Annotated in this window: 18 protein-coding genes; 6 read left to right on the top strand and 12 right to left on the bottom strand. The window is 38.6% G+C overall.

The features are described from left to right. Positions 1–41: 41 nt before the first annotated feature. Both ppc and HX124_RS16390 read right to left on the bottom strand, forming a co-directional pair. Positions 42–2,732, bottom strand: coding sequence for a phosphoenolpyruvate carboxylase (gene ppc, locus HX124_RS16395; protein WP_107009183.1), 2,691 nt, complete (start codon positions 2,730–2,732; stop codon positions 42–44). Positions 2,733–2,901: 169 nt separating this feature from the next. Then, positions 2,902–3,519: a TetR/AcrR family transcriptional regulator gene (locus HX124_RS16390; protein WP_286384132.1), complete on the bottom strand. Its 618-nt coding sequence runs from the start codon at positions 3,517–3,519 to the stop codon at positions 2,902–2,904. Positions 3,520–3,729: 210 nt separating this feature from the next. On the opposite strand from HX124_RS16390, the gene HX124_RS16385 reads away from it, so the two are divergent. The 5 genes from HX124_RS16385 (at position 3,730) to HX124_RS16365 (ending at position 10,374) form a co-directional block, all read left to right on the top strand. Then, positions 3,730–4,836: an efflux RND transporter periplasmic adaptor subunit gene (locus HX124_RS16385; protein WP_286384134.1), complete on the top strand. Its 1,107-nt coding sequence runs from the start codon at positions 3,730–3,732 to the stop codon at positions 4,834–4,836. Positions 4,837–4,844: 8 nt separating this feature from the next. Beyond that, positions 4,845–7,979, top strand: a complete 3,135-nt coding sequence (locus HX124_RS16380; RefSeq protein ID WP_286384151.1) for an efflux RND transporter permease subunit — start codon at positions 4,845–4,847, stop codon at positions 7,977–7,979. Positions 7,980–8,114: 135 nt separating this feature from the next. After that, positions 8,115–8,492 (top strand): hypothetical protein, encoded by a 378-nt coding sequence (locus HX124_RS16375; protein WP_107009181.1) that lies wholly within the window; start codon positions 8,115–8,117, stop codon positions 8,490–8,492. A gap of 93 nt (positions 8,493–8,585) precedes the next feature. Next, positions 8,586–9,704, top strand: a complete 1,119-nt coding sequence (gene dnaJ, locus HX124_RS16370; protein WP_107009180.1) for a molecular chaperone DnaJ — start codon at positions 8,586–8,588, stop codon at positions 9,702–9,704. A 106-nt stretch (positions 9,705–9,810) separates the two neighbouring features. Further along, complete coding sequence (locus HX124_RS16365; protein ID WP_286377985.1) at positions 9,811–10,374, top strand: 5'-methylthioadenosine/S-adenosylhomocysteine nucleosidase family protein; 564 nt, start codon at positions 9,811–9,813, stop codon at positions 10,372–10,374. An 80-nt stretch (positions 10,375–10,454) separates the two neighbouring features. Here HX124_RS16365 and HX124_RS16360 read toward each other — a convergent pair whose 3' ends face one another. The 9 genes from HX124_RS16360 to HX124_RS16320 all read right to left on the bottom strand — a co-directional run bounded on the left by HX124_RS16360 (position 10,455) and on the right by HX124_RS16320 (position 18,942). Continuing rightward, positions 10,455–11,066 carry a TetR/AcrR family transcriptional regulator gene (locus HX124_RS16360; RefSeq protein ID WP_107009193.1) on the bottom strand — a complete coding sequence of 204 codons (612 nt, stop codon included), beginning with the start codon at positions 11,064–11,066 and terminating at the stop codon, positions 10,455–10,457. A gap of 342 nt (positions 11,067–11,408) precedes the next feature. Continuing rightward, positions 11,409–12,206: an ABC transporter ATP-binding protein gene (locus HX124_RS16355; RefSeq protein WP_286384135.1), complete on the bottom strand. Its 798-nt coding sequence runs from the start codon at positions 12,204–12,206 to the stop codon at positions 11,409–11,411. 10 nt (positions 12,207–12,216) lie between these two features. After that, positions 12,217–13,038, bottom strand: a complete 822-nt coding sequence (gene ssuC / locus HX124_RS16350; protein WP_286384136.1) for an aliphatic sulfonate ABC transporter permease SsuC — start codon at positions 13,036–13,038, stop codon at positions 12,217–12,219. Further along, positions 13,035–14,204 carry an FMNH2-dependent alkanesulfonate monooxygenase gene (gene ssuD, locus HX124_RS16345; RefSeq protein WP_286384137.1) on the bottom strand — a complete coding sequence of 390 codons (1,170 nt, stop codon included), beginning with the start codon at positions 14,202–14,204 and terminating at the stop codon, positions 13,035–13,037. Before ssuD ends, ssuC begins: the two co-directional genes overlap by 4 nt. A gap of 18 nt (positions 14,205–14,222) precedes the next feature. Next, positions 14,223–15,155, bottom strand: coding sequence for a sulfonate ABC transporter substrate-binding protein (locus tag HX124_RS16340; RefSeq protein WP_107009192.1), 933 nt, complete (start codon positions 15,153–15,155; stop codon positions 14,223–14,225). A gap of 75 nt (positions 15,156–15,230) precedes the next feature. Further along, positions 15,231–16,190 carry a sulfonate ABC transporter substrate-binding protein gene (locus tag HX124_RS16335; RefSeq protein ID WP_286384138.1) on the bottom strand — a complete coding sequence of 320 codons (960 nt, stop codon included), beginning with the start codon at positions 16,188–16,190 and terminating at the stop codon, positions 15,231–15,233. Positions 16,191–16,514: 324 nt separating this feature from the next. Beyond that, positions 16,515–17,870, bottom strand: a complete 1,356-nt coding sequence (gene argA, locus HX124_RS16330; protein WP_286377980.1) for an amino-acid N-acetyltransferase — start codon at positions 17,868–17,870, stop codon at positions 16,515–16,517. A 127-nt stretch (positions 17,871–17,997) separates the two neighbouring features. Further along, a complete protein-coding gene (locus HX124_RS16325; RefSeq protein WP_286377979.1) occupies positions 17,998–18,348 on the bottom strand; it encodes an RcnB family protein in 351 nt (116 codons plus the stop codon). A gap of 195 nt (positions 18,349–18,543) precedes the next feature. Further along, positions 18,544–18,942 carry an RcnB family protein gene (locus HX124_RS16320; RefSeq protein ID WP_286384139.1) on the bottom strand — a complete coding sequence of 133 codons (399 nt, stop codon included), beginning with the start codon at positions 18,940–18,942 and terminating at the stop codon, positions 18,544–18,546. Between the two features lie 214 nt (positions 18,943–19,156). On the opposite strand from HX124_RS16320, the gene HX124_RS16315 reads away from it, so the two are divergent. Then, complete coding sequence (locus HX124_RS16315; protein ID WP_286384140.1) at positions 19,157–19,666, top strand: hypothetical protein; 510 nt, start codon at positions 19,157–19,159, stop codon at positions 19,664–19,666. Between the two features lie 90 nt (positions 19,667–19,756). Here HX124_RS16315 and HX124_RS16310 read toward each other — a convergent pair whose 3' ends face one another. Next, a complete protein-coding gene (locus HX124_RS16310; protein ID WP_107009170.1) occupies positions 19,757–20,155 on the bottom strand; it encodes an RcnB family protein in 399 nt (132 codons plus the stop codon). Positions 20,156–20,190: the final 35 nt, after the last annotated feature.

The raw sequence follows: 20,190 nt of genomic DNA, 5'->3' as shown, positions 1-20,190 counted from the left end.
GAAAATTTAGCTTTCTCTTCTATTGTGTTTCAACGTTTTATTTAACCTGTATTGCGTAAACCTGCGGCAATCCCAGCAATACTGACCATGAGTGCATGATCGACAGGAGTATGCTCAGCCTGACGTTCAGCCAAATAAGCACGACGACGTTTCATTAACTCCGCTTGTAATAAATGCAAAGGGAGCAAATACGGCTTTCGTACTTTCATGGCTTGATCAAGGACTTCATTTGAACTTAAAAGCTGAGATTCACCTTTCATTGCCAACAATGTTTGTACTGCATCATGCAAGCGTTGACGTAGTTCAGCACCTAAAACTTTCAAGTCTTCATCATCGGTTAGATGTGATTCATAATATAGTGCAATGTTGGAATCGGCTTTGGATAAGACCATTTCCAGCATATCAATGAGGGTTTGGAAATAAGGCCATTCGGCAAGCATTTCATCTAGTAAGGCTTTCTGACCTTGATCAATCACTTGATTGATTGCAGCGCCTGTACCGAGCCATGCAGGCAGCATCAAACGAATTTGTGTCCATGCAAATACCCACGGAATCGCACGTAATGATTCGATCCCACCACTGACTTTACGCTTTGCAGGGCGTGAACCGAGCGGCAGCATTTGTAATTCAAGTTCAGGCGTTACGGTACGTAAATATTTCACAAAATGTGGGTTTTCACGTACGGTCTGACGATATACCTGAACCGATAAATCGGTCATGGTGTGCATCAAATCACGCCATTCCTGTTTCGGTTCAGGCGGTGGCAGTAGCGTTGCTTCAAGCGTCGCTGCGGTATAAATTTCCAGATTTTGTAGTGCGATTTCTTCCAAACCAAATTTAAAGCGAATCATTTCGCCTTGTTCAGTCACGCGAATCGCACCTGAAATTGACCCTGGTGGTTGTGAAAATAGAGCTTGTTGCGTTGGTGCACCACCACGACTGATAGAGCCACCACGACCATGGAACAATGTCAGTTGTACGCCATGTTGTTTTGCTACAGCAGTCAATTCTTCTTGCGCACGATACTGCGCCCAGTTAGCAGACATAAAACCTGCATCTTTGGCTGAGTCTGAGTAGCCGATCATGACTTCGTGTTTGCCCTGAATATGCTGTTTATACCAATGCATATTGAACAGCGTGTTCATGGTTGCTGCTGCACCATCTAAATCTTTCAGCGTTTCAAACAGTGGAACGACGCGTAAAAAGTGTTCAATGCCTGCTTCTTTTTGCAAGAGTAAAACAGCTAAAACATCACTTGGGTATTCCGCCATAGAGATGATATAAGCCCCTAAACTTTCTTTTGGCTGTTCTGCCAAAGTACGCATAGTGGCAAACACTTCTTGTACATCAGGATGCTCAATCAGGCTATTGGCAGGTTCATTTAAATGTTTAGGCAAGAGCGGACGTTTACTTTGTAACTCTTGAATGAGGAAGTTTTGACGTGCTTGTTCCGTCCAAGTTTCAAAATTTCCCAAACCTAAATATTCAGTAATTGCTGAAATGGCTTGACGATGACGACCTGATTCTTGACGAATATCAAGTTTGAGTAATTCGATGCCAAAACAGTTGACCCGATAAATAAAGTCGAGCAATTTGCCATTGGCAATTTCAGGTAAATTACTGTCGATCAGCGAGCGATAGCACAGAAGAAGTGGCTGTAATAACTCATCTTTATGACGAATGATCAGACTGCGGTCAACATCGGAATGTTGTCCTTGTAATTTGCTCGCAAGCCATTGGCGAGTTGCTTTTAAGCGAGTGCGTGTTGTGCGTAGATATTCACGATAAGGTTCAGGATGTTGCCCACCTAAAGCTTGTTTGAGTTCATTTGAACATGCTTCGATAGAAAGTTCCCAGCGCAGATCTTCAATATCACGAACATATAAATCTGCTGCCTTCCAGCGTGATAACCATAAGACTTCTTGGGTAATATTATGCGTAACATTTGGATTACCATCACGATCTCCACCCATCCATGATGCAAAACGAATTGGGGAAATATCTAAAGGCAATGGTTTTTCACAATGTTCTTGAACCAAGTGGTCTAGTTCACGAATAAACTTAGGAACAGCATTCCATAATGTTTGTTCAATGGTAGTAAAGCCCCATTTTGCTTCGTCTACAGGTGTAGGTCGGTGTTGACGAATTTCATCCGTTTGCCATGCTGAACAAATTAATTGTTTTAAATCTGCTAAAACTTCAGCACGTTGTTTAGGGGTCAGTTTTTGTTGATCAAATTTTGATAGGCAATCATTAATGCCATCATATTTTTGAATCAGCGTACGGCGGCTTACTTCAGTCGGGTGCGCAGTTAGTACCAACTCAATACTGAGTTGACAAATTTGTTGGTAAAGCTGCTGTGTACTAATTTCTTGAGTTTTAAATTGTTCAAACAATGGTACAAGAACATTGGGTGAGGGCTGCGTTTCATCAAATTCACTTTGGCGACGACTACGCACCACATGGTATTGTTCAGCAATATTAGAAAAATTCAAAAAATGTGAAAATGCACGGGTTAGTGGCAAAATTTCATCATCTTTTAAATGAAGAAACAATTGTTCGAGTTGTTTTTCTGCTTCGATTTGACCATCACGTGCACCTTTGGCTAAAGCACGAATTTGTTCAATTTGATTAAACAAATCTTGTCCAGCTTGTTCTTTTAAAGTTTCCCCTAAAAGATTTCCGAGCAAACGTACATCCTCACGTAGTGGAGCATTAATTTGTTGAATCATTGCTATTCTCCAGTTCTTATCCTTTTGACTATAACTCGCTATGTTGAGATTCCAAGTACACCCCTACAAAAGTAGAAAAGCAGTCGGTTATTTCAACAACAATTGTGCTTTTAAAAAATAGTATGCCGTAAAATCTGCATAATCTTTATTTAGAAACTTAATACATTGACTATAGGCTATAACGTAAAAGAAATAGATGAATACTATCCTGAATAATTTGATATTTTTCTTGTTCATCGGGTGGTTGACGAATACCAAGCAGAACTTCATGATGACGAATGCCCAATAACAATGACAAAATTAAATTTGTTTGTTTTTCAATATCATCAGCTTGAATGAATTTTAATGCGATGGCTTGTTCAAAGAAATCTTGCCAGACTGTACACATTTTTTGGTGTGAAACATTATAAAACTGTAGTGCTAAAGGGTTCTTTTCAGCAGCAAGTTCTAAAAGTAAATGCTCAAGCTTAATGGCTTCAGGCAAAGAAATAATATTCAGTGCAAGTTCACATACTTGATAAAAACAAATTTGAAAATTACTTTCAGCAGTCAAACCTAATGGTCTAGCATTAATTGAAGCTTCACAGGTTTGTTCAATTGCACAGGTAAATAAATTTTCTTTATCTTGAAAATGGTTATAGACCGTCAGTTTGGTTACACCTGCTGCTTTAGCAATTTGATTCATGCTTGAACCATGATAGCCATGTAATAAAAATAAGGCTTTAGCAGCTTCTAAAATCTGCTTTCGCTTTTCTAAGTCCTTAGGACGACCAACATGTGCTTGCACTAAATTTTCCAAAAAAAAGTCAAATAGGTCATTTACTTTTATGGTCATTTTTAATTAATGTACCTTGCGGTATATTAATTAAAAGTTGAACCTTTGTTAAAGTGATTGAACATGGATGAACATATGTGAGGAATCACATGATGGATAAAATATTCATTCACCTAACTGCTATTCTGCCCGAAAAAAAACGTTTCAATAAGAGCATTGTGTATGAGTATTTTAAAATCAACTGTGATCAGTTTAATGATGGTATGTGGTGTGATTTTAGTGGGGTGTCAAAAACAAGCGCCAGAAGCAGAAGAAATTCCTTTTGTTATGGTAACGCAACCTACAATGTCGCATGAAGAACAAAAAAGTTATGCTGGTGATGTACAAGCACGACAAACGACAGCTTTGGCTTTTCGTGTGGGTGGACAAATTACGGAACGTTATGTGGATGTTGGGGATCGGGTCAAAGTTGGGCAAACTCTTGCAAAGCTAGACATCAAAGATGCTCAGTTACAATTAAATTCAGCCAAAGCCCAACTGGAAAATGCACAATCTGCATTAAAAATTGCAGAAGATGAATTTAAGCGTTTTCAACAACTTTTACCAAGCCATGCGGTGAGCCGTTCACAGTATGATGCTGTCAAAAATCAATATGAAGCAGCAGCCTCGACCTTAAAACAAGCACAAGCTCATTATGAAATAACAACCAATCAAACAATCTATAATCAACTCATTGCCAATAAAAATGGGGTAGTTACACAACGTAATATTGAAGTTGGGCAAGTCATCTCAGCAGGGCAAGCAGCATATCAATTGGCTATTGATGGTGAACGAGAAGTCGTCATCGGTGTTCCTGAGCAAGCCATTGGTCAGATTAAAGTAGGGCAAAATGCATGGGTCACATTGTGGTCAAAACCACAGGACAAATTTGCGGCTTATGTACGTGAAATCTCACCTGCGGCAGATCAATCCCGTACTTTTAGTGTGAAAGTTACATTAAGAGAAGGGCAGTCTGTGATTCAGTTGGGGCAAAGTGCTCGCGTGTTTTTTAGCCAAAATATTGACAATGTTTTAAGTGTGCCTTTATCCAGTGTTTCAGCAAATAATCATCAAGCTTATGTTTGGGTGGTTAATCAAAATCAGACGATTCGAAAAGTTCCTGTCAGTTTAGGTGCTTATGGTCGTGATAGTGTGCCTATCTTAAATGGTTTAAATGCAACGGATTGGGTGGTGATTGGTGGTGTGCATTTATTGCGAGAAAAACAAAAAATCAAACCTGTAGACCGTGAAAATAGAGCAGTCACTTTATCAGCAGGAGTAAAACCATGAGTCATGACATGAAGTTTAACTTGTCAGAATGGGCACTCAAAAATAAAGGTTTAGTGCTTTATTTTATGATTTTACTCGGTATTGTGGGGATATTTTCCTATTCAAAATTATCACAAAGCGAAGACCCACCATTTACCTTTAAAGTGATGGTAGTACAGACCTATTGGCCGGGTGCAACCGCAGAAGAAGTTTCTTTACAAGTCACAGATCGTATTGAAAAACAATTGATGAGTACGGGCTTATATGATCGGATCGCAGCCTATTCACGCCCAGGTGAATCATTGGTGACATTTGTTGCCAAAGACTCTTTAAAATCTAATCAAATTCCTGATGTTTGGTATCAAGTTCGTAAAAAAATTGGGGATATTCAGCACCAATTACCCAGCGGTGTGCAAGGACCATTTTTCAATGATGAGTTTGGTGATACTTTTGGAAATATTTATGTTTTAACAGGCAAAGATTTCGATTACGCCACTTTAAAAGAATACGCTGACCGCTTACAGCTCCAGTTACAGCGTGTTAAAGATGTAGGGAAAGTTGAGTTAGTTGGCTTACAAGACCAAAAAATTTGGATTGAACTTTCAAATACCAAAGCTGCTCAATTAGGAATTCCTGTAACAGCAATTCAAGAAGCCTTAAGTCAGCAAAATAGTGTCGCAAGTGCAGGTTTTTTTGAAACAACAACAGACCGTATTCAAGTTCGTGTAGGAGGGCAGTTACAGTCTGTCGATGACCTTAAAAAAATGCCTTTGTTAGTGGGCGATAAAACCATTCAACTGGTTGATGTTGCTGAGGTTTATCGAGGCTTTAGTGAGCCTGCGCAACCACGTATGCGTTTTAATGGTGATAATGGTATTGGTATTTCAGTATCTATGCGTAAAGGAGGCGACATTATTGCCTTGGGCAAAAACTTAGAAACCGAATTTACCCACCTACAAAAAACTTTGCCACTGGGTATGCAGCTACAAAAAGTTTCTGATCAGCCTGTTGCAGTGCAACGTAGTATTCATGAGTTTATTCAGGTTTTAGCAGAAGCTGTCATTATTGTTTTATTAGTGAGTTTCTTCTCACTCGGGTTTCGTACAGGTTTAGTCGTCGCATTTTCGATTCCTTTAGTTTTAGCAATGACTTTTGCAGGAATGAATTTATTTGATGTTGGGCTACATAAAATTTCCTTAGGTGCTTTAATTTTAGCACTCGGTCTTTTGGTCGATGACGCCATTATTGCTGTTGAAATGATGGCAATCAAAATGGAGCAAGGCTATAGCCGTATGAAAGCCGCAGGTTATGCATGGACAAGCACGGCTTTTCCTATGCTGACTGGGACATTGATTACCGCAGCAGGTTTTTTACCGATTGCAACCGCAGCATCGAGCACGGGTGAATATACACGTTCTATTTTCCAAGTCGTAACCATTGCTTTGGTGGTGTCTTGGGTGGCAGCCGTGGTTTTTGTGCCTTATTTAGGCGATAAACTTTTACCAGATTTTAATCAAACAGCCCAAAAAGCACCATGGTATCAACGTCTATGGGCGCGTTTACGTAAACAACCTGAACCAACCCCTATCGTGCATCATACGGGTGAACATTATGATCCATATCAAACTAAGTTTTATCAAAGCTTTCGAAAGTTGGTCAACTGGTGTGTAAATTATCGTAAGACCGTGATCACGCTGACTGTAGGTATATTTATTTTATCAGTGATGATGTTCAAGTTAGTACCACAACAGTTTTTTCCACCTTCCAATCGAGCTGAAATTTTAGTTGATCTTAAGCTCGAAGAAGGTGCTTCTCTGGCTGCAACTGAAAAAGCAGTCAAAAAAGTCGAGGCATTTTTATCTAAACAAAAAGGGATTGATAATTATGTTGCTTATGTCGGTACAGGTTCTCCTCGCTTTTATTTACCGCTTGATCAGCAGTTACCACAAGCAAGTTTTGCCCAGTTTGTTGTTTTGGCATCTTCTTTAGATGATCGTGATGAAATTCGTAAATCTTTAGATACGCAAATTCGCCAACTATTGCCTGAGGTGCGTACTCGTGTGGCGTTACTAGAAAATGGTCCACCTGTAGGTTATCCAATTCAATATCGTATATCGGGAGAAGATTTAAATACAGTCCGTCAGTTAGCACATAAAGTTTCAGCTTTGGTCAGTCAAAATTCGAATACGACTAACGTGCATTTAGACTGGGGTGAACCAAGCAAAATTATTTCTTTAGAAATTGATCAAGATCGTGCACGCCAAATGGGCGTGAGTAGTCTAGATGTTGCCAATTTTTTAAATAGTTCAATTTCAGGGGCAATGATTAATCAGTACCGTGAAAAAAGAGAGCTTATTGATATTCGTTTACGTGGTGAGCAGGCTGAACGGCTTGAAGTCGGATCTTTAGAAAATTTGGCTGTGCCAACGAGTCAAGGCGGTTCAGTGCCATTATCTCAAATTGCCAATATTCAATATAAATTTGAAGATGGTTTAATTTGGCATCGTAATCGTTTACCAACAATCACAGTACGTGCAGATATTCGTAGTGCTTTACAACCAGCAACTGTAGTGGGCGAGTTAGCAGACAGTATTGAGCAATTACGTACTGAATTACCAAATGGTTATTTAATTGAAGTCGGTGGCACAGTAGAAGAGTCAGCCAGAGGACAAAGCTCTGTTAATGCAGGAATGCCATTGTTTTTAGCTGTCGTGTTTACACTCCTAATGATTCAATTAAAAAGTATTTCACGCTCCTTTATTGTATTTTTAACAGCACCTTTGGGTTTAATTGGTGTTGTTTTATTTTTATTAATCTTTAATAAGCCATTTGGTTTTGTTGCTATGCTCGGTACAATTGCATTATCAGGCATGATTATGCGTAATTCACTGATTTTGATTGATCAAATTGAGCAAGATATTCAGTCTGGACAAGATCAATGGAATGCAATTTTAGATGCAACCGTTCGTCGTTTTAGACCGATTATTTTAACTGCACTGGCTGCGGTACTTGCAATGATTCCATTATCACGTAGTATTTTCTTTGGACCAATGGCAGTTGCCATCATGGGTGGTTTAATTATTGCAACACTTTTAACACTATTTTTTCTACCTGCACTTTATGCCGCGTGGTTTAAAGTTAAAAAACAAGTAAAAACTTCCTAGAAATATATGAATTGTAGGTGCGAAATTTTGAAAAATTCAATATAGTAGCACCTCATATTTTACAGCTAGTCGCATTAGAAGTTTCCACACAAAATATGTAAAATGATGTGATGGATTGAGGTATAAAAATCACCTATGGGGCAAGACAATCTCAAAGTACATCGTCGTTATATGACGATCTCGTATATTTTCCTATTTCTCGCATTATTTACGATTATCAGTGCTCTTATTTCGTACTTTTTAGCACGTAAAGTTGCGATGTCCGAACATGCAGAAGTATGGATTCATGCTCAAGCATTATGGGTGATGCGTAGTGTGGTCATTTTCTTAGTTTTGGCAGCATTTGCTGCATTGTGGTTTATTCCGCTCATTTTCTTTTATTGGGATTCGATGCTTTGGGTTAAGGCATGTACTGTGATTGGTGTAATTTTTAGTGCAATTTCATGGTTATACCTCTTAAATGCATGGTTTAAAGGTTTCAATAAATATCTTATTAGTAAAGCTGTATTTTAATTTTTTTACTGTGAACGCTTGTAAAAGCGACGGGTCGTCCCCATTTTAGTTGACAGTAAGAATTGATCAAAATTTTGTGGAGCATCGCCAATCATGGCTAAACGTGATTATTATGAGGTTTTAGGTGTTGCTAAAACCGCTAGTGATGATGAAATTAAAAAAGCCTACCGTAAGTTGGCGATGAAATATCATCCAGACCGTAACCCTGACAACCCTGAAGCTGAAGATAAATTTAAGGAAGCTGCTGAAGCTTATGAAGTTTTATCTGACAGCGAAAAACGCAGTATGTATGACCGTATGGGACATCAAGCGTTTGAAGGTGGCATGGGCGGTGGTGGCGGCTTTGGCGGTGGTGGCTTTAGCGCAGAAGATATTTTCAGCCAATTTGGTGATATCTTTGGTGGTGCGTTCGGTGGTGGCGGTCGTAGCCAACAACGAACCCGTCGTGGCTCAGACCTACGTTACGTCATGGAATTAACCTTAGAAGAAGCAGTTAAAGGCGTTAAAAAAACGGTGACTTTTACTGCACCAGCACCATGTGATGTATGTGATGGTAAAGGTTCTAAAAATCCAAATGATGTAGAAACGTGTAAGACTTGTCATGGTGCAGGTCAAGTGCGTATGCAACAAGGCTTTTTCTCGGTACAGCAGACATGTAGTACGTGCCGTGGACAAGGGAAAATCATTAAGAACCCATGTAACACCTGTCATGGTACAGGTGTAAAAGACCGTCAGCAAACACTTGAAGTGACTATTCCTGCGGGTGTGGACAATGGCGATCGCGTGCGTTTGACTGGTAAAGGCGAAGCAATTCGTGATGGTCAAGCAGGTGATTTATACGTTGAAGTTGTTGTACGTGAACATGAAATCTTCCAACGTGATGGTGCAGACCTTTATATGGATGTTCCTGTCAGTATCGCTGATGCTGCTTTAGGTAAAGAAATAGAAATCCCGACTTTAGAAGGTCGTGTGAGCTTAAAAATTCCTGAAGGTACTCAAACAGGAAAAATGTTCCGCTTACGTGGTAAAGGTGTAACCCCTGTACGTAACAGTATGCAAGGTGATTTGCTGTGTCGTATTGTGGTAGAGACACCAGTCAACTTAACAGCACGTCAACGTGAATTGTTAAAAGAATTGCAAGCAACAATGGATGGTGATGACAGTACATCATCACCAAAGAAAAAATCATTCTTCGATCGTTTATTTGACTAACTGATCGTATGATGAAATGAAAAGCCAACTTTGATGCAGAAGTTGGCTTTTTTATTGAAAATAAACAACCTTATTCAAATCAAAAACATGAGATGAAAGTGCTTTTATGAAACAGGATTTAGCTTTAGTGATGGCATTGCCAAGTGAGTCAAAAGGCTTATTTGAACAAGAAAGTATTGCTGTGCATTATAGTGGTATCGGAAAAGTGAATGCTGCATTTAAAGCATTTGAAATTATCCAGAAAACGCAGTGTAAAACTTTATTAAATTTAGGTACTGCGGGAAGCTCAACGTTTAATGCGCATGAGTTGGTTGAGGTTACGACATTTGTACAGCGTGATATGGATGTATCACCTTTAGGGTTTGAGGTTGGAATTACCCCAATGGATGAGCATTTTCCAAGTGCTATTGAAATAGAGCCTTATTTTCAAGACTTGCCGAAGGGGATTTGTGGTACAGGTGATAATTTCGAAATTAGTTTACCTAAAGTAAAATGTAATTTAGTCGATATGGAAGGCTATGCATTAGCAAAAGTCTGTAAAAAATTGGGTGTGCGTTTAATTTCAGTAAAGTATATTACCGATGGTGCAAATGAAACCGCACATTTAGATTGGGAAGAAAATTTATTATTAGGCGCGCAAAAATTATTAGATTTATATAAGCGGTTTTAAATTTTTAAAATAAAATCTGGCGACCATAGCAAACTATGGTCGTATGCCAAAACAATGTTTGAGCTTTAAGAATGATCGATTTATCTTGGAATTACACCATATAAAATCATATGAATCGTGTGTTCAATTGCACGTTGATACATACTTTTATTTCTTAAAGTCTTGCCTGTAACCATTTCCATCTGTGTACTAAAATCGGCATAATTTTGTGTTAAGCCCCAGATATTAATAATCAGAAGTTCAGGGTCAATTTGCGTTGAAATTTTACCTTGCTCTTGCCAGTTTAAAATCACTTTTGCTTTACGCTTAAATAATTTTTTTAATGGACCTTTTAAGATCGGTAAAATATGAGGCGCACCCTGAATAATTTCTAAAGCAAACAGCTTAGAGGCTTTTGGTTGCGTTCTAGAAATTTCAATTTTTGTCATTAAATAATGACTTAACGCTTCAACAGGCTCTAATTCTGATTCAAGCATTTGTAAAGGCGCTAACCATTTTTGCATGACTGTTGTTAGCACTTCGACATACAAGGCTTCTTTATTTTCATAATAATAGAAAATATTTGATTTGTGCATTTCGGCAAGCTGAGCAATTTCCTCTAAACTCGCGCCATTAAATCCGTAGATTGAAAATACGTCTAAGGCTGCATTGAGTAACTGCTGTCTTTTCTGAGCACTCTTTTTTTGTTCCATCGCATCACTGGGTCTAAAAAATAACATTTAAATTGTACGGTAAAACGTTTGATTTGTGCACAGGTCTGCTCGACTATTTTAAAATATTATTGAGTTTTATTATGAAGTTTTATTATTTAATGTCGAATATGCATTTATTTAGTTTATATGCACAAAAATAATGCAATAATTATAAAAATATAAGAAAAAATAAATGGTTTTTTTTAAGCTTATTTTAATATTGAACATAATATAAAAAGTAAATTTGTTAAGAAATTTTAATAAATTTGTGATCACGTTAAAATAAAATGACAACAACTCTAAATTAACTTTAAAGTTGTTGTTTGAATTTTATACTATGAATTAAGTAGACAATACTGCTTGTAAAATTTGTTGTTCAAACTCGGCAAAAGCGATGCCTTTCTGACGAGGTCGTGCCAAATCAATATTAAATTGTTGAGCAATATGTCCCTTGTCTAACAAAATTATGCGATCGGCAAGTTGTACTGCCTCACTGACATCGTGAGTGACCAAAATCGTGGTAAAACCTTGTTCTAGCCATAATTTTTCAATCAAACTTTGCATTTCTAGTCGTGTTAAGGCATCTAAAGCACCTAATGGTTCATCCAAGAGCAGAACACGTGGTGTGTGAGATAAGGCACGTGCTAAAGCTGTACGTTGGCGTTGCCCACCTGAAAGTTGAGAGGGCCAGAGTTCCGACTTTTCTTTTAATCCGACTTTTTCCAGTAATTGTTCAGCTTTTGGATATTGGGCTTTATCTAAACCCAATTGAACATTTTTAAGAATACTTTTCCAAGGCAATAAACGTGGATCTTGGAACATGACGCGAATATCATCTGCGGTAATGCCTTCACGAAAATTAATTTGCGATTTAAACTTAATTTCACCATAACTGGGTTGTTCTAAGTCGGCAATTAAACGCAATAGGGTGCTTTTACCACAACCACTGCGTCCTACAATGGCAATAAATTCTCCTGCTTTGATGTTTAAATCAAGATCTTCTAGAACTTTTACATCACCATAATATTTGTGTAATTCGGTGATATCGATTTCTGCACCAATTTTTTCATTATCTGCTGTAACATTTTCAGGCGTTGCAACAAACTCGTGAGCATATTGGCTGATGCTTAAATCCGTCATAATCTCGCTCCTATTTTTGATAGCCTGAATGCCAACGCAATAGATATTTTTCTAAATATTGTGCAAAAACATCGGCAAATTTACCTAATAGGGCATAGAGTAAAATCCCCACCAGTACGATATCCGTTTGTAAGAACTCTCGGGCATTCATGGTCATATAACCAATACCTGATTGTGCTGAAATGGTTTCAGCAACAATCAGTAAGACCCAAACTAGTCCAAGTGAAAAACGTAAACCGACCAAAATTGAAGGCATTGCCCCTGGTAAAATAATGTCTTTGTACAGTTGCCAACGGCTTAAACCATAGCTTTTACCCATCTCAATCAATTGTGGATCTACAGAGCGGATACCATGATAAGTATTGATATACATCGGGAAAAATACGCCCACAGCAACCAAAAACAACTTGGCTGATTCATCAATACCAAACCATAAAATGACCAGTGGAATCAAAGCGAGCGCTGGAATATTACGGATCATTTGTAAAGTGGTATCGAGTAAATTTGAGGCAACTTTTGACGAACCATTGAGTAAGCCTAAAAATAGACCTAAACCACCCCCGACTAATAACCCCATCAAAGCACGTCCTGCACTGACTTTGACATGTTGCCAAAGTTCACCACTGAGCAATAACGTCCAAAATGCCGAAACGACTGCAGTAGGTGCAGGCAATACACGACTTTCAAGTAAACCTGTTTGAGAGGAAATTTGCCAAATCAGAACCAATAAAATAGGTACGATCCAAGGTAACAGGCGTTGTCCAATTTTTTTCGTTCCACGTGAAACGGAACGATTTTTTACTTGATGATTTGGTTTGGTCGCTGCATTCATGCTGACTCCTTTAAAGGAGTTTTATGTTCCTCTGCGGTATAGTTATTGGCAACGATTTCACCAAATGGACCTGTTAAATTCGGTTGTGTAAGTTTTTGGCGTGTTTCAATCGGCAGTAAAGGGAAGACCAATTCAGCAAAACGGATTGATTCTTCTAAGTGTGGATAGCCTGAGAAAATAAATGTGCTAATACCCAAATCAGCATATTCTTGAATACGGTCAGCAACTGTTTGTGCATCACCAACCAAAGCTGTACCCGCACCACCACGTACTAAACCGACACCTGCCCAAAGGTTAGGTGACACTTCAAGTTTACTTCGGTCTCCATTATGCAGTTCAGCCATACGGCGCTGACCAACAGAGTCCATTTGTTTAAATTTCTTTTGCGCTGCGGCAATCGTTGCATCATCGACGTATTGGATCAGCTCATTGGCTGCTTGCCATGCTTGTTCATTGGTTTCACGCACAATGACATGTAAACGAATGCCATAATTTAACTGACGACCTTTGGCTTCAGCTTTGGCTTTGACGACAGCTATTTTTTCTTTGACTGCGGCAGGTGGTTCGCCCCAAGTTAAATAGGTATCGACCTGATCGGCTGCCAATTCAATGGCGTCTTCAGAAGAACCGCCAAACCAAAGCGGCGGATAAGGCTGCTGAATTGGTGGATAGAGCAACTTGGCATCTTCTACGCTTAAACGTTCACCTTGAAAACTAAAAGGTTCACCTGTGTGTGAGCGCTTTAAAATTTCACGCCAAATGGTGGTGTATTCTGCGGCAGTTTTATAACGTGTTGCATGGTCTTCATAGACACCGTCGCCTTTTAACTCTTGCTCATCGCCACCTGTCACAAGGTTGAGTAACACGCGACCATTCGATAAACGGTCAAAGGTTGCTGCCATACGTGCAGCAAGGGCAGGAGTGGTCACACCTGGACGTAAAGCTACCAGAAATTTTAAGTTTTGTGTCGCATCAATTAAGCTTGCCGCTGTAATCCACGGATCTTCACATGAACGCCCTGTTGGAATAAGAACACCTTCATAACCTAAGTTATCAACTGCAACCGCAATTTGCTTCATATAAGCATGATCGACTTGACGAGCGCCTTTACTCGTACCCAAATAACGACTATCACCGTGTGTTGGAATAAACCAGAAAATTTTCATCACTTGCGTCCTTTTAAATTATTTGCCAGTCCAAACGGCTAGCTTGATATTGATCGGTTTAGGAATAATGTTCAGTTCAGCAAAACGATTTGCCAGTTGTTGCTGATCTGCAATGACTTTGGCGTTGAGTGGTGCTGCAAAAGAAGGTTTTGGGCGACGTTGAATAAATACCGTACTGATGTTTGGTTTTAAACCTGTGCTTTGAGCAATACTTTGCGCCGTCTCTTTTTGATGTGTTTGTACCCATTGATCAGCCAGATTGATTTGTTGAATAAAACCAGTCACTGCTTGAGGATGTTGTTTTACAAAATTTGGTGAAGCTAAATAAAATGTGTAATTAGGACTTAAACCTTTACCTGAAGCCAGTACACGTGCTTGGTCTTCAATTTGTGCAGAAGCAAAATAAGGATCCCAAATTGCCCATGCATCGACCGCACCTTTTTGAAATGCTGCACGAGCATCCGCAGGCGTAAGCCAAATGGGTTGAATGTCAGACCATTGCAAACCTGCTTTACGCACCGCCTGTACCAATAAATAATGTGCACTAGAGCCTTTTTGTAGCGCGATGCGTTTCCCTTTGAGTTGACTGAGTTGCGTCAATTTTGAATCCTTAGGCACTAAAATCGCTGATGCCAAGGGTTTTGCTGCTTCATAGGCGATGTAATACAACGGTTTATTGGCTGCTTGAGCATAAACAGGCGGTGTATCGCCAGTTACGCCGACATCAATTGAACCCACTGCAAGTGCTTCTAAAATTTGTGGACCAGCAGGAAATTCATTCCAAGAGATTTTGGCATTGGGAAATTCTTTTTCATACAATTGTTGTTGCTTCGCGATTGCCAAATTAATTGAGCTTTTTTGGAAGCCAATGCGTAACTCTTTGACGCTTGGGTCTACTGCCCAAACTACAGGTGAACCCAACATCGCACAAGCCACCAACATTGCAGTCATGCCATGCTGTGTGAACTGAGGCTGTAATGGTTTTGGTGTCTTGTTTTGCTGTTGAGTCATATTATTTTCCTCAAATTAATGGGCTAAAATAGCCGCTTGAATATTGATTTTGTTTGGAATAAGTTTTTGCTGATAAAAAGCATCTGCGACATATTGCTGTTCTTTCGCCACTTCATTTGAAATAGGTTTCACCCCAAATCCCATACGAGAGATAGACGTGCTGAGTATCTCTGTCGATAACCCTGTTTGTTGTTCTAAAAGCTTTGCTGCATCTGTTTGATGCTGTGAGACCCATTGTGTTGTGGTGTTAAGTTCATTCACGACGGTTTTTAGGACATCAGGATGTTGTTCTGCAAACTCACGATCTGCCAAATAAAATTGGTGATTACTGACGAGGTTTTCTCCTGTTGCCAGAACTTTGGCACCAAGTTGTTGTTCTGCTGCAGCAAAGAACGGATCCCAAATGACCCATGCATCCACAGCGCCTTTTTCAAATGCTGCACGGGCATCGGCTGGAGGTAAATACACCACATCAATGTCAGAAAGTTTTAAATGGTTGGCTTCAAGCAGTTTGAGCAATAAATAATGGACATTTGAACCTTTATTTAAAACAACACGTTTACCTTTGAGTTCTTGGATAGATCGAATGTTCGAATCTTTCGGTACAATTAAAGCTTCAGCTTTCGGTGCAGCAGGCTGATTGGCGATATAGACCAGTTTCGAGTTCGCCGCTTGTGCAAAAATAGGCGGTGCTTCACCTGCTTCGCCAAACACTACACTGCCGACATTGAGACCTTCTAAAAGCTGTGGACCAGCAGGGAATTCTACCCATTTGATATTGATGCCTTTTTGTTTTAACGCTTTGTCCAGATCGCCACGCGCTTTAATAATGGGGAGTAGACCATATTTTTGATAACCAATATTTAAAGTGGTGCTTTCGGTTTTTTTTGAACATGCAGATAGCATCATAACGGTAACAAGACTCGCACTGAGAATGGTAATTTTTTTCCATGTCGGTTGAAATGAACGAGTCATGAGTTATGTTGCCCCTACGTTAAAAATAAAGTGAATGAGCAACAGCTTAGAGAGCTTTGTATTTTCCAAAAAATAAGTTTTATATGATTGCTAATGAAAAAAAAAGATAAAAAAATAAAAGCTAAACTTAGCAAAAAATAAGCAATTTAAAATGTATTCACTAGAAAGGAAGGTTAATTAAATATTTGAAAAATATAATTTATTTTTTAGTTATTTTTATAGATATAGATTGCATCAAAATGAATATAGGATTTGATGCAATCTATTGATATAAGCTTAGTGAGAATTGTGCTAATGCTCATTCAGATGTCATACCAAACGGAATTAAGAAATACGCTTTTTAAAAACCATAGAGTTACGTTGATAGTTATACAAAGCTTGGCGTGCTGAAGGGAGGTCGTCAACGCTGGCTTTAGAGAAACCATGCTCAATAAACCAATGTGCAGTACGCGTAGTGAGTACAAACAGTTGTTGAATTCCAAGTTGTTGTGCTTTTTCTTCAAGAAAATGCAGAATTTGACTGCCACGATTGGACTTGCGATAACTTGGATGCACAGCAACACAAGCTATTTCAGCAGATTGAATTTCATTTTCTGTTGCAGGAATTGGATAGAGCGCAGCACAAGCGAGAATCGTACCATCGCGTTCAATCACAGCAAATTGATCAATTTCATTTTCTAAAAGTTCACGTGAACGATAGACCAAAATGCCTTCTTCTTCGAGTGGACGCAAGAGGTTGATTAAGCCACCAACATCACCAATATTTGCCATGCGCACTTCTTCATAATGTGCATCAGTGATCATGGTGCCGTGACCATCACGGGTGAATAATTCCTCAATTAACGCACCATCATAGGCATAAGACAGTAAGTGAACGCGATGTACGCCTTTGAGCGAAGCTTCCTTGGCATTATGTAAATGGAGTGCGATTTCAAAATTAGAATCTTGGAATTTTTCAATATGTTGATCGAGTTGATGCGGTGTGATCTCTCTTAATAATTGTCCGTGTTCATCTAATAAACCTTGTTGATTGCCTAAAAAAATCAATTTATCGGCTTTGATATGAATCGCTGTTTTGGTTGCGACTTCTTCTGCTAACAAGTTAAAGACTTCACCTGTAGTGGAGTAGCCCGTAGGACCCAGTAAAACAATGTTTTGGCTGTCTAAATGCCGTTGGATAGCTTCGGTATCTAGGCTGCGGACTTCACCAGTCAGTTGAAAGTCCACACCATCACGAATGCCATACGGCTTTGCTGTTACGAAGTTACCAGAAACCACATCTATGCGTGCACCAAACATCGGAGAGTTGGCTAAACCCATTGAAAGTAGCGCTTCGATTTGCAAACGAATAGAACCAACAGCGTTCATCACCGCAGGTAAAGACTCGCGTGTCGTCACACGTCGATTGATATGAATTGGGCTTTGAATATGCTTTTCTTTTAAATTTGCATTAATTTGTGGACGTGCACCATAAACAAGAATCAGGCGAATTCCAAGTGAATGTAAGAGCGCAATATCATGAATAATATGCTGAAAATTCTCATGTAGAACCGCTTCACCAGCAAACATGAGCACAAATGTTTTGCCACGATGTGCATTGATATAAGGCGCAGAATGACGAAACCAATGCACATATTGTTGGGTGGTGCTTTGTGAAGTTTCTAAAATGTCAGTTTGCATGTAAGCCATCTCAATAGGTCATATTCAATTTGCAATTCTAAACAAAAAAAATCACTTCGGTATATGAACCATAAAAAAACACCTTATGTCTTTTAAAAATATAAGGTGTTGGGAGAGATTTTTGAGTTTAACGAACAACTTTGACAATTTTATGATTTGTCGTATTCATTAATACATATTGACCATTCACTTTATACCATTGCTGATGTTTGGTCGGTTTGTTCAAGTTTTTATGTTGTTTATAATCAATTTTATAGCCAGCACTACGATATTGACTTGGGAAGGCATTGCCTGTTTTCCACGATTGTTGTTGTGATTGTGCATGCTGTGTATGGGTATTATGTTTTACAGTTTGTTGATGCGTTTGGCTGCTGTGAGATGTATGTGTAGCATGTGAATGATCTTGTGGTGCAGCCATTGCAGATGTTGCAACAAGTGCGCTTAATGATAATGTAATTGCGCTAACTAAACTTTTCATTGACTCTGCCTAACCTTATGTTTGTGCCTTTCGATGAGTTAAATTTACGTGAAAAATATAGAGAAACAATGAAGTAAATTTGAAAATATGTATTTAAAAAACGTTATATTTATCCATAAATATATTTAAATTATCAAAATAAGAAAAAGCCCAATATAAATTGGGCTGTATGGGGTTTTCTAGAAATTCTAATTTTTAACCGATAATGCGAATAATACGATTATTTCGTTCATTCACTAATACATAGTCACCATTTACTTTATACCATTGTTGGTATTTGCTCGGTTTTGGCAATTGGCGATAATTTTTATAATTTACCTGATAACGTGATGAGCTAAATTGGCTTGGTAAATACTGCCCAGAACGCCATTCACGACTTGGATTTACACGATTATTATGCTGGTTGTTATATTGACTGTTATGTTGATTGTTATGACGATTATCGTTGTTCCAACGGTGATCATTTTTATGATCCCAATGATTTTGTTGGTAACGATTGTTATGGTCACGATGATAGTCATTTGGTGCAGCCATTGCAGATGTTGCAACGAGTGCGCTTAAAGATAATGCGATTGCTGTGAGTACACTTTTCATTTGATTCACCTGAATAGAGCTGATTTCCTTCGATAGAATCAATTTACTCAACAATTTGAGATAAATGGTGAGTGCTATTGAGTTGAATTGTGAAATGTATGAAGACTTGATGGAGAATAAAAAGCAAATATTGTTTTATGTTAAAAATAAGATCAGTATTTTCAACGCTTGATGTAAAATTTAAGACAGATAAAAAAATAAAGAGAAGATCATTATGACGATAAAATTTTTTTTGATTACTTTTTTCACCAGTCTCATCAGTATTTATTTCTTTCAAATCATGCGTCACTTGTTCCGTTATCAAACGCCCAGTCATAACCGCCTAGAAATAAGTCAACACACAAAAGTTTTTTTCATCCTATTGGTAATAGCTGCAGGCGCAATTGCAATTTGGATTTTAACAGGGCATGTGGAAAAAAATCAGCAGATTGCTGCATGGGTCATCTGTGGGCTATTTGCTTTTCTTGCCAATACTTTCTTATTTTTGGCACGTAATTGGTATATCGAATTGCATGAAAATTGTGTTGTTTATAATCGAGGTGTTGGAAGGGATCGGACGATTTATTTTCATGAGATTACGAAATATCGTCATTTAGATATTTTAGGAAAACCCCATGTGCGAATATATAATCAGCAAGGTTGGAAGATTGATATTCCTTTCGCTTTTATTGAACAGCATCCATTAATGTATTGGATTGACTTGCATAAACCGCAGAGGCACTGAGTCACATCTATGGCATTGAGCAACAGCGTACATGCAAAGTGTACGCTGTTTTATTATGATAAGCATTGCGAGATGGTCAATAGATGTTGATCACATCCCACGAATATTCACGATATTATTACTGTCTGAATCAACTAAAATATAGTCGTTATTAATTTTGTACCATTGTTGATTACGAGACGGTTTTGGAAGATTCGAGTCTTTATAATCGACTTTATAACTATTACCACGATAATGTTGCGGCATGACATAACCTGTTTGCCATTTGTGTTGTTGCAAACGTTTTACACCACGTTCTTCACGTTCACGACGCTTTTCTTGAATATCATCGTCATCATAGTCACGTGCATTACGCCCACGATTTCCACGGTCGCCTTTTTCACCACGTTCATAACCACGATCATTGTCAAAATGAGGTCCTGCACTGGCGATTTGCATGTTCATCAGTGTTGATAAAGAAATGGCGATGATCGCTAAAATCTTTTTCATAGGAGCCCTCGCTTTTTTGAAGTGTTGTTTTTCAC

The organism is Acinetobacter sp. 226-1, assembly GCF_030329325.1.
GTDB classification, from domain to species: Bacteria; Pseudomonadota; Gammaproteobacteria; order Pseudomonadales; family Moraxellaceae; genus Acinetobacter; species Acinetobacter sichuanensis.
Note: the sequence above shows the minus strand (reverse complement) of the source record. Positions and strands in the feature narration are given on the sequence as shown.

Bases quoted from the DNA above. Each gene is read 5' to 3' on its own strand.
- HX124_RS16335 (WP_286384138.1), bottom strand. From the start codon at position 16,190: ATGACTCGTTCATTTCAACCGACATGGAAAAAAATTACCATTCTCAGT.
- dnaJ (WP_107009180.1), top strand. From the start codon at position 8,586: ATGGCTAAACGTGATTATTATGAGGTTTTAGGTGTTGCTAAAACCGCT.
- HX124_RS16365 (WP_286377985.1), top strand. From the start codon at position 9,811: ATGAAACAGGATTTAGCTTTAGTGATGGCATTGCCAAGTGAGTCAAAA.
- HX124_RS16360 (WP_107009193.1), bottom strand. From the start codon at position 11,066: ATGGAACAAAAAAAGAGTGCTCAGAAAAGACAGCAGTTACTCAATGCA.
- HX124_RS16355 (WP_286384135.1), bottom strand. From the start codon at position 12,206: ATGACGGATTTAAGCATCAGCCAATATGCTCACGAGTTTGTTGCAACG.
- ppc (WP_107009183.1), bottom strand. From the start codon at position 2,732: ATGATTCAACAAATTAATGCTCCACTACGTGAGGATGTACGTTTGCTC.
- HX124_RS16315 (WP_286384140.1), top strand. From the start codon at position 19,157: ATGACGATAAAATTTTTTTTGATTACTTTTTTCACCAGTCTCATCAGT.
- ssuD (WP_286384137.1), bottom strand. From the start codon at position 14,204: ATGAAAATTTTCTGGTTTATTCCAACACACGGTGATAGTCGTTATTTG.
- argA (WP_286377980.1), bottom strand. From the start codon at position 17,870: ATGCAAACTGACATTTTAGAAACTTCACAAAGCACCACCCAACAATAT.
- HX124_RS16380 (WP_286384151.1), top strand. From the start codon at position 4,845: ATGAAGTTTAACTTGTCAGAATGGGCACTCAAAAATAAAGGTTTAGTG.
- HX124_RS16320 (WP_286384139.1), bottom strand. From the start codon at position 18,942: ATGAAAAGTGTACTCACAGCAATCGCATTATCTTTAAGCGCACTCGTT.
- ssuC (WP_286384136.1), bottom strand. From the start codon at position 13,038: ATGAATGCAGCGACCAAACCAAATCATCAAGTAAAAAATCGTTCCGTT.
- HX124_RS16385 (WP_286384134.1), top strand. From the start codon at position 3,730: ATGAGTATTTTAAAATCAACTGTGATCAGTTTAATGATGGTATGTGGT.
- HX124_RS16375 (WP_107009181.1), top strand. From the start codon at position 8,115: ATGGGGCAAGACAATCTCAAAGTACATCGTCGTTATATGACGATCTCG.
- HX124_RS16310 (WP_107009170.1), bottom strand. From the start codon at position 20,155: ATGAAAAAGATTTTAGCGATCATCGCCATTTCTTTATCAACACTGATG.
- HX124_RS16340 (WP_107009192.1), bottom strand. From the start codon at position 15,155: ATGACTGCAATGTTGGTGGCTTGTGCGATGTTGGGTTCACCTGTAGTT.
- HX124_RS16325 (WP_286377979.1), bottom strand. From the start codon at position 18,348: ATGAAAAGTTTAGTTAGCGCAATTACATTATCATTAAGCGCACTTGTT.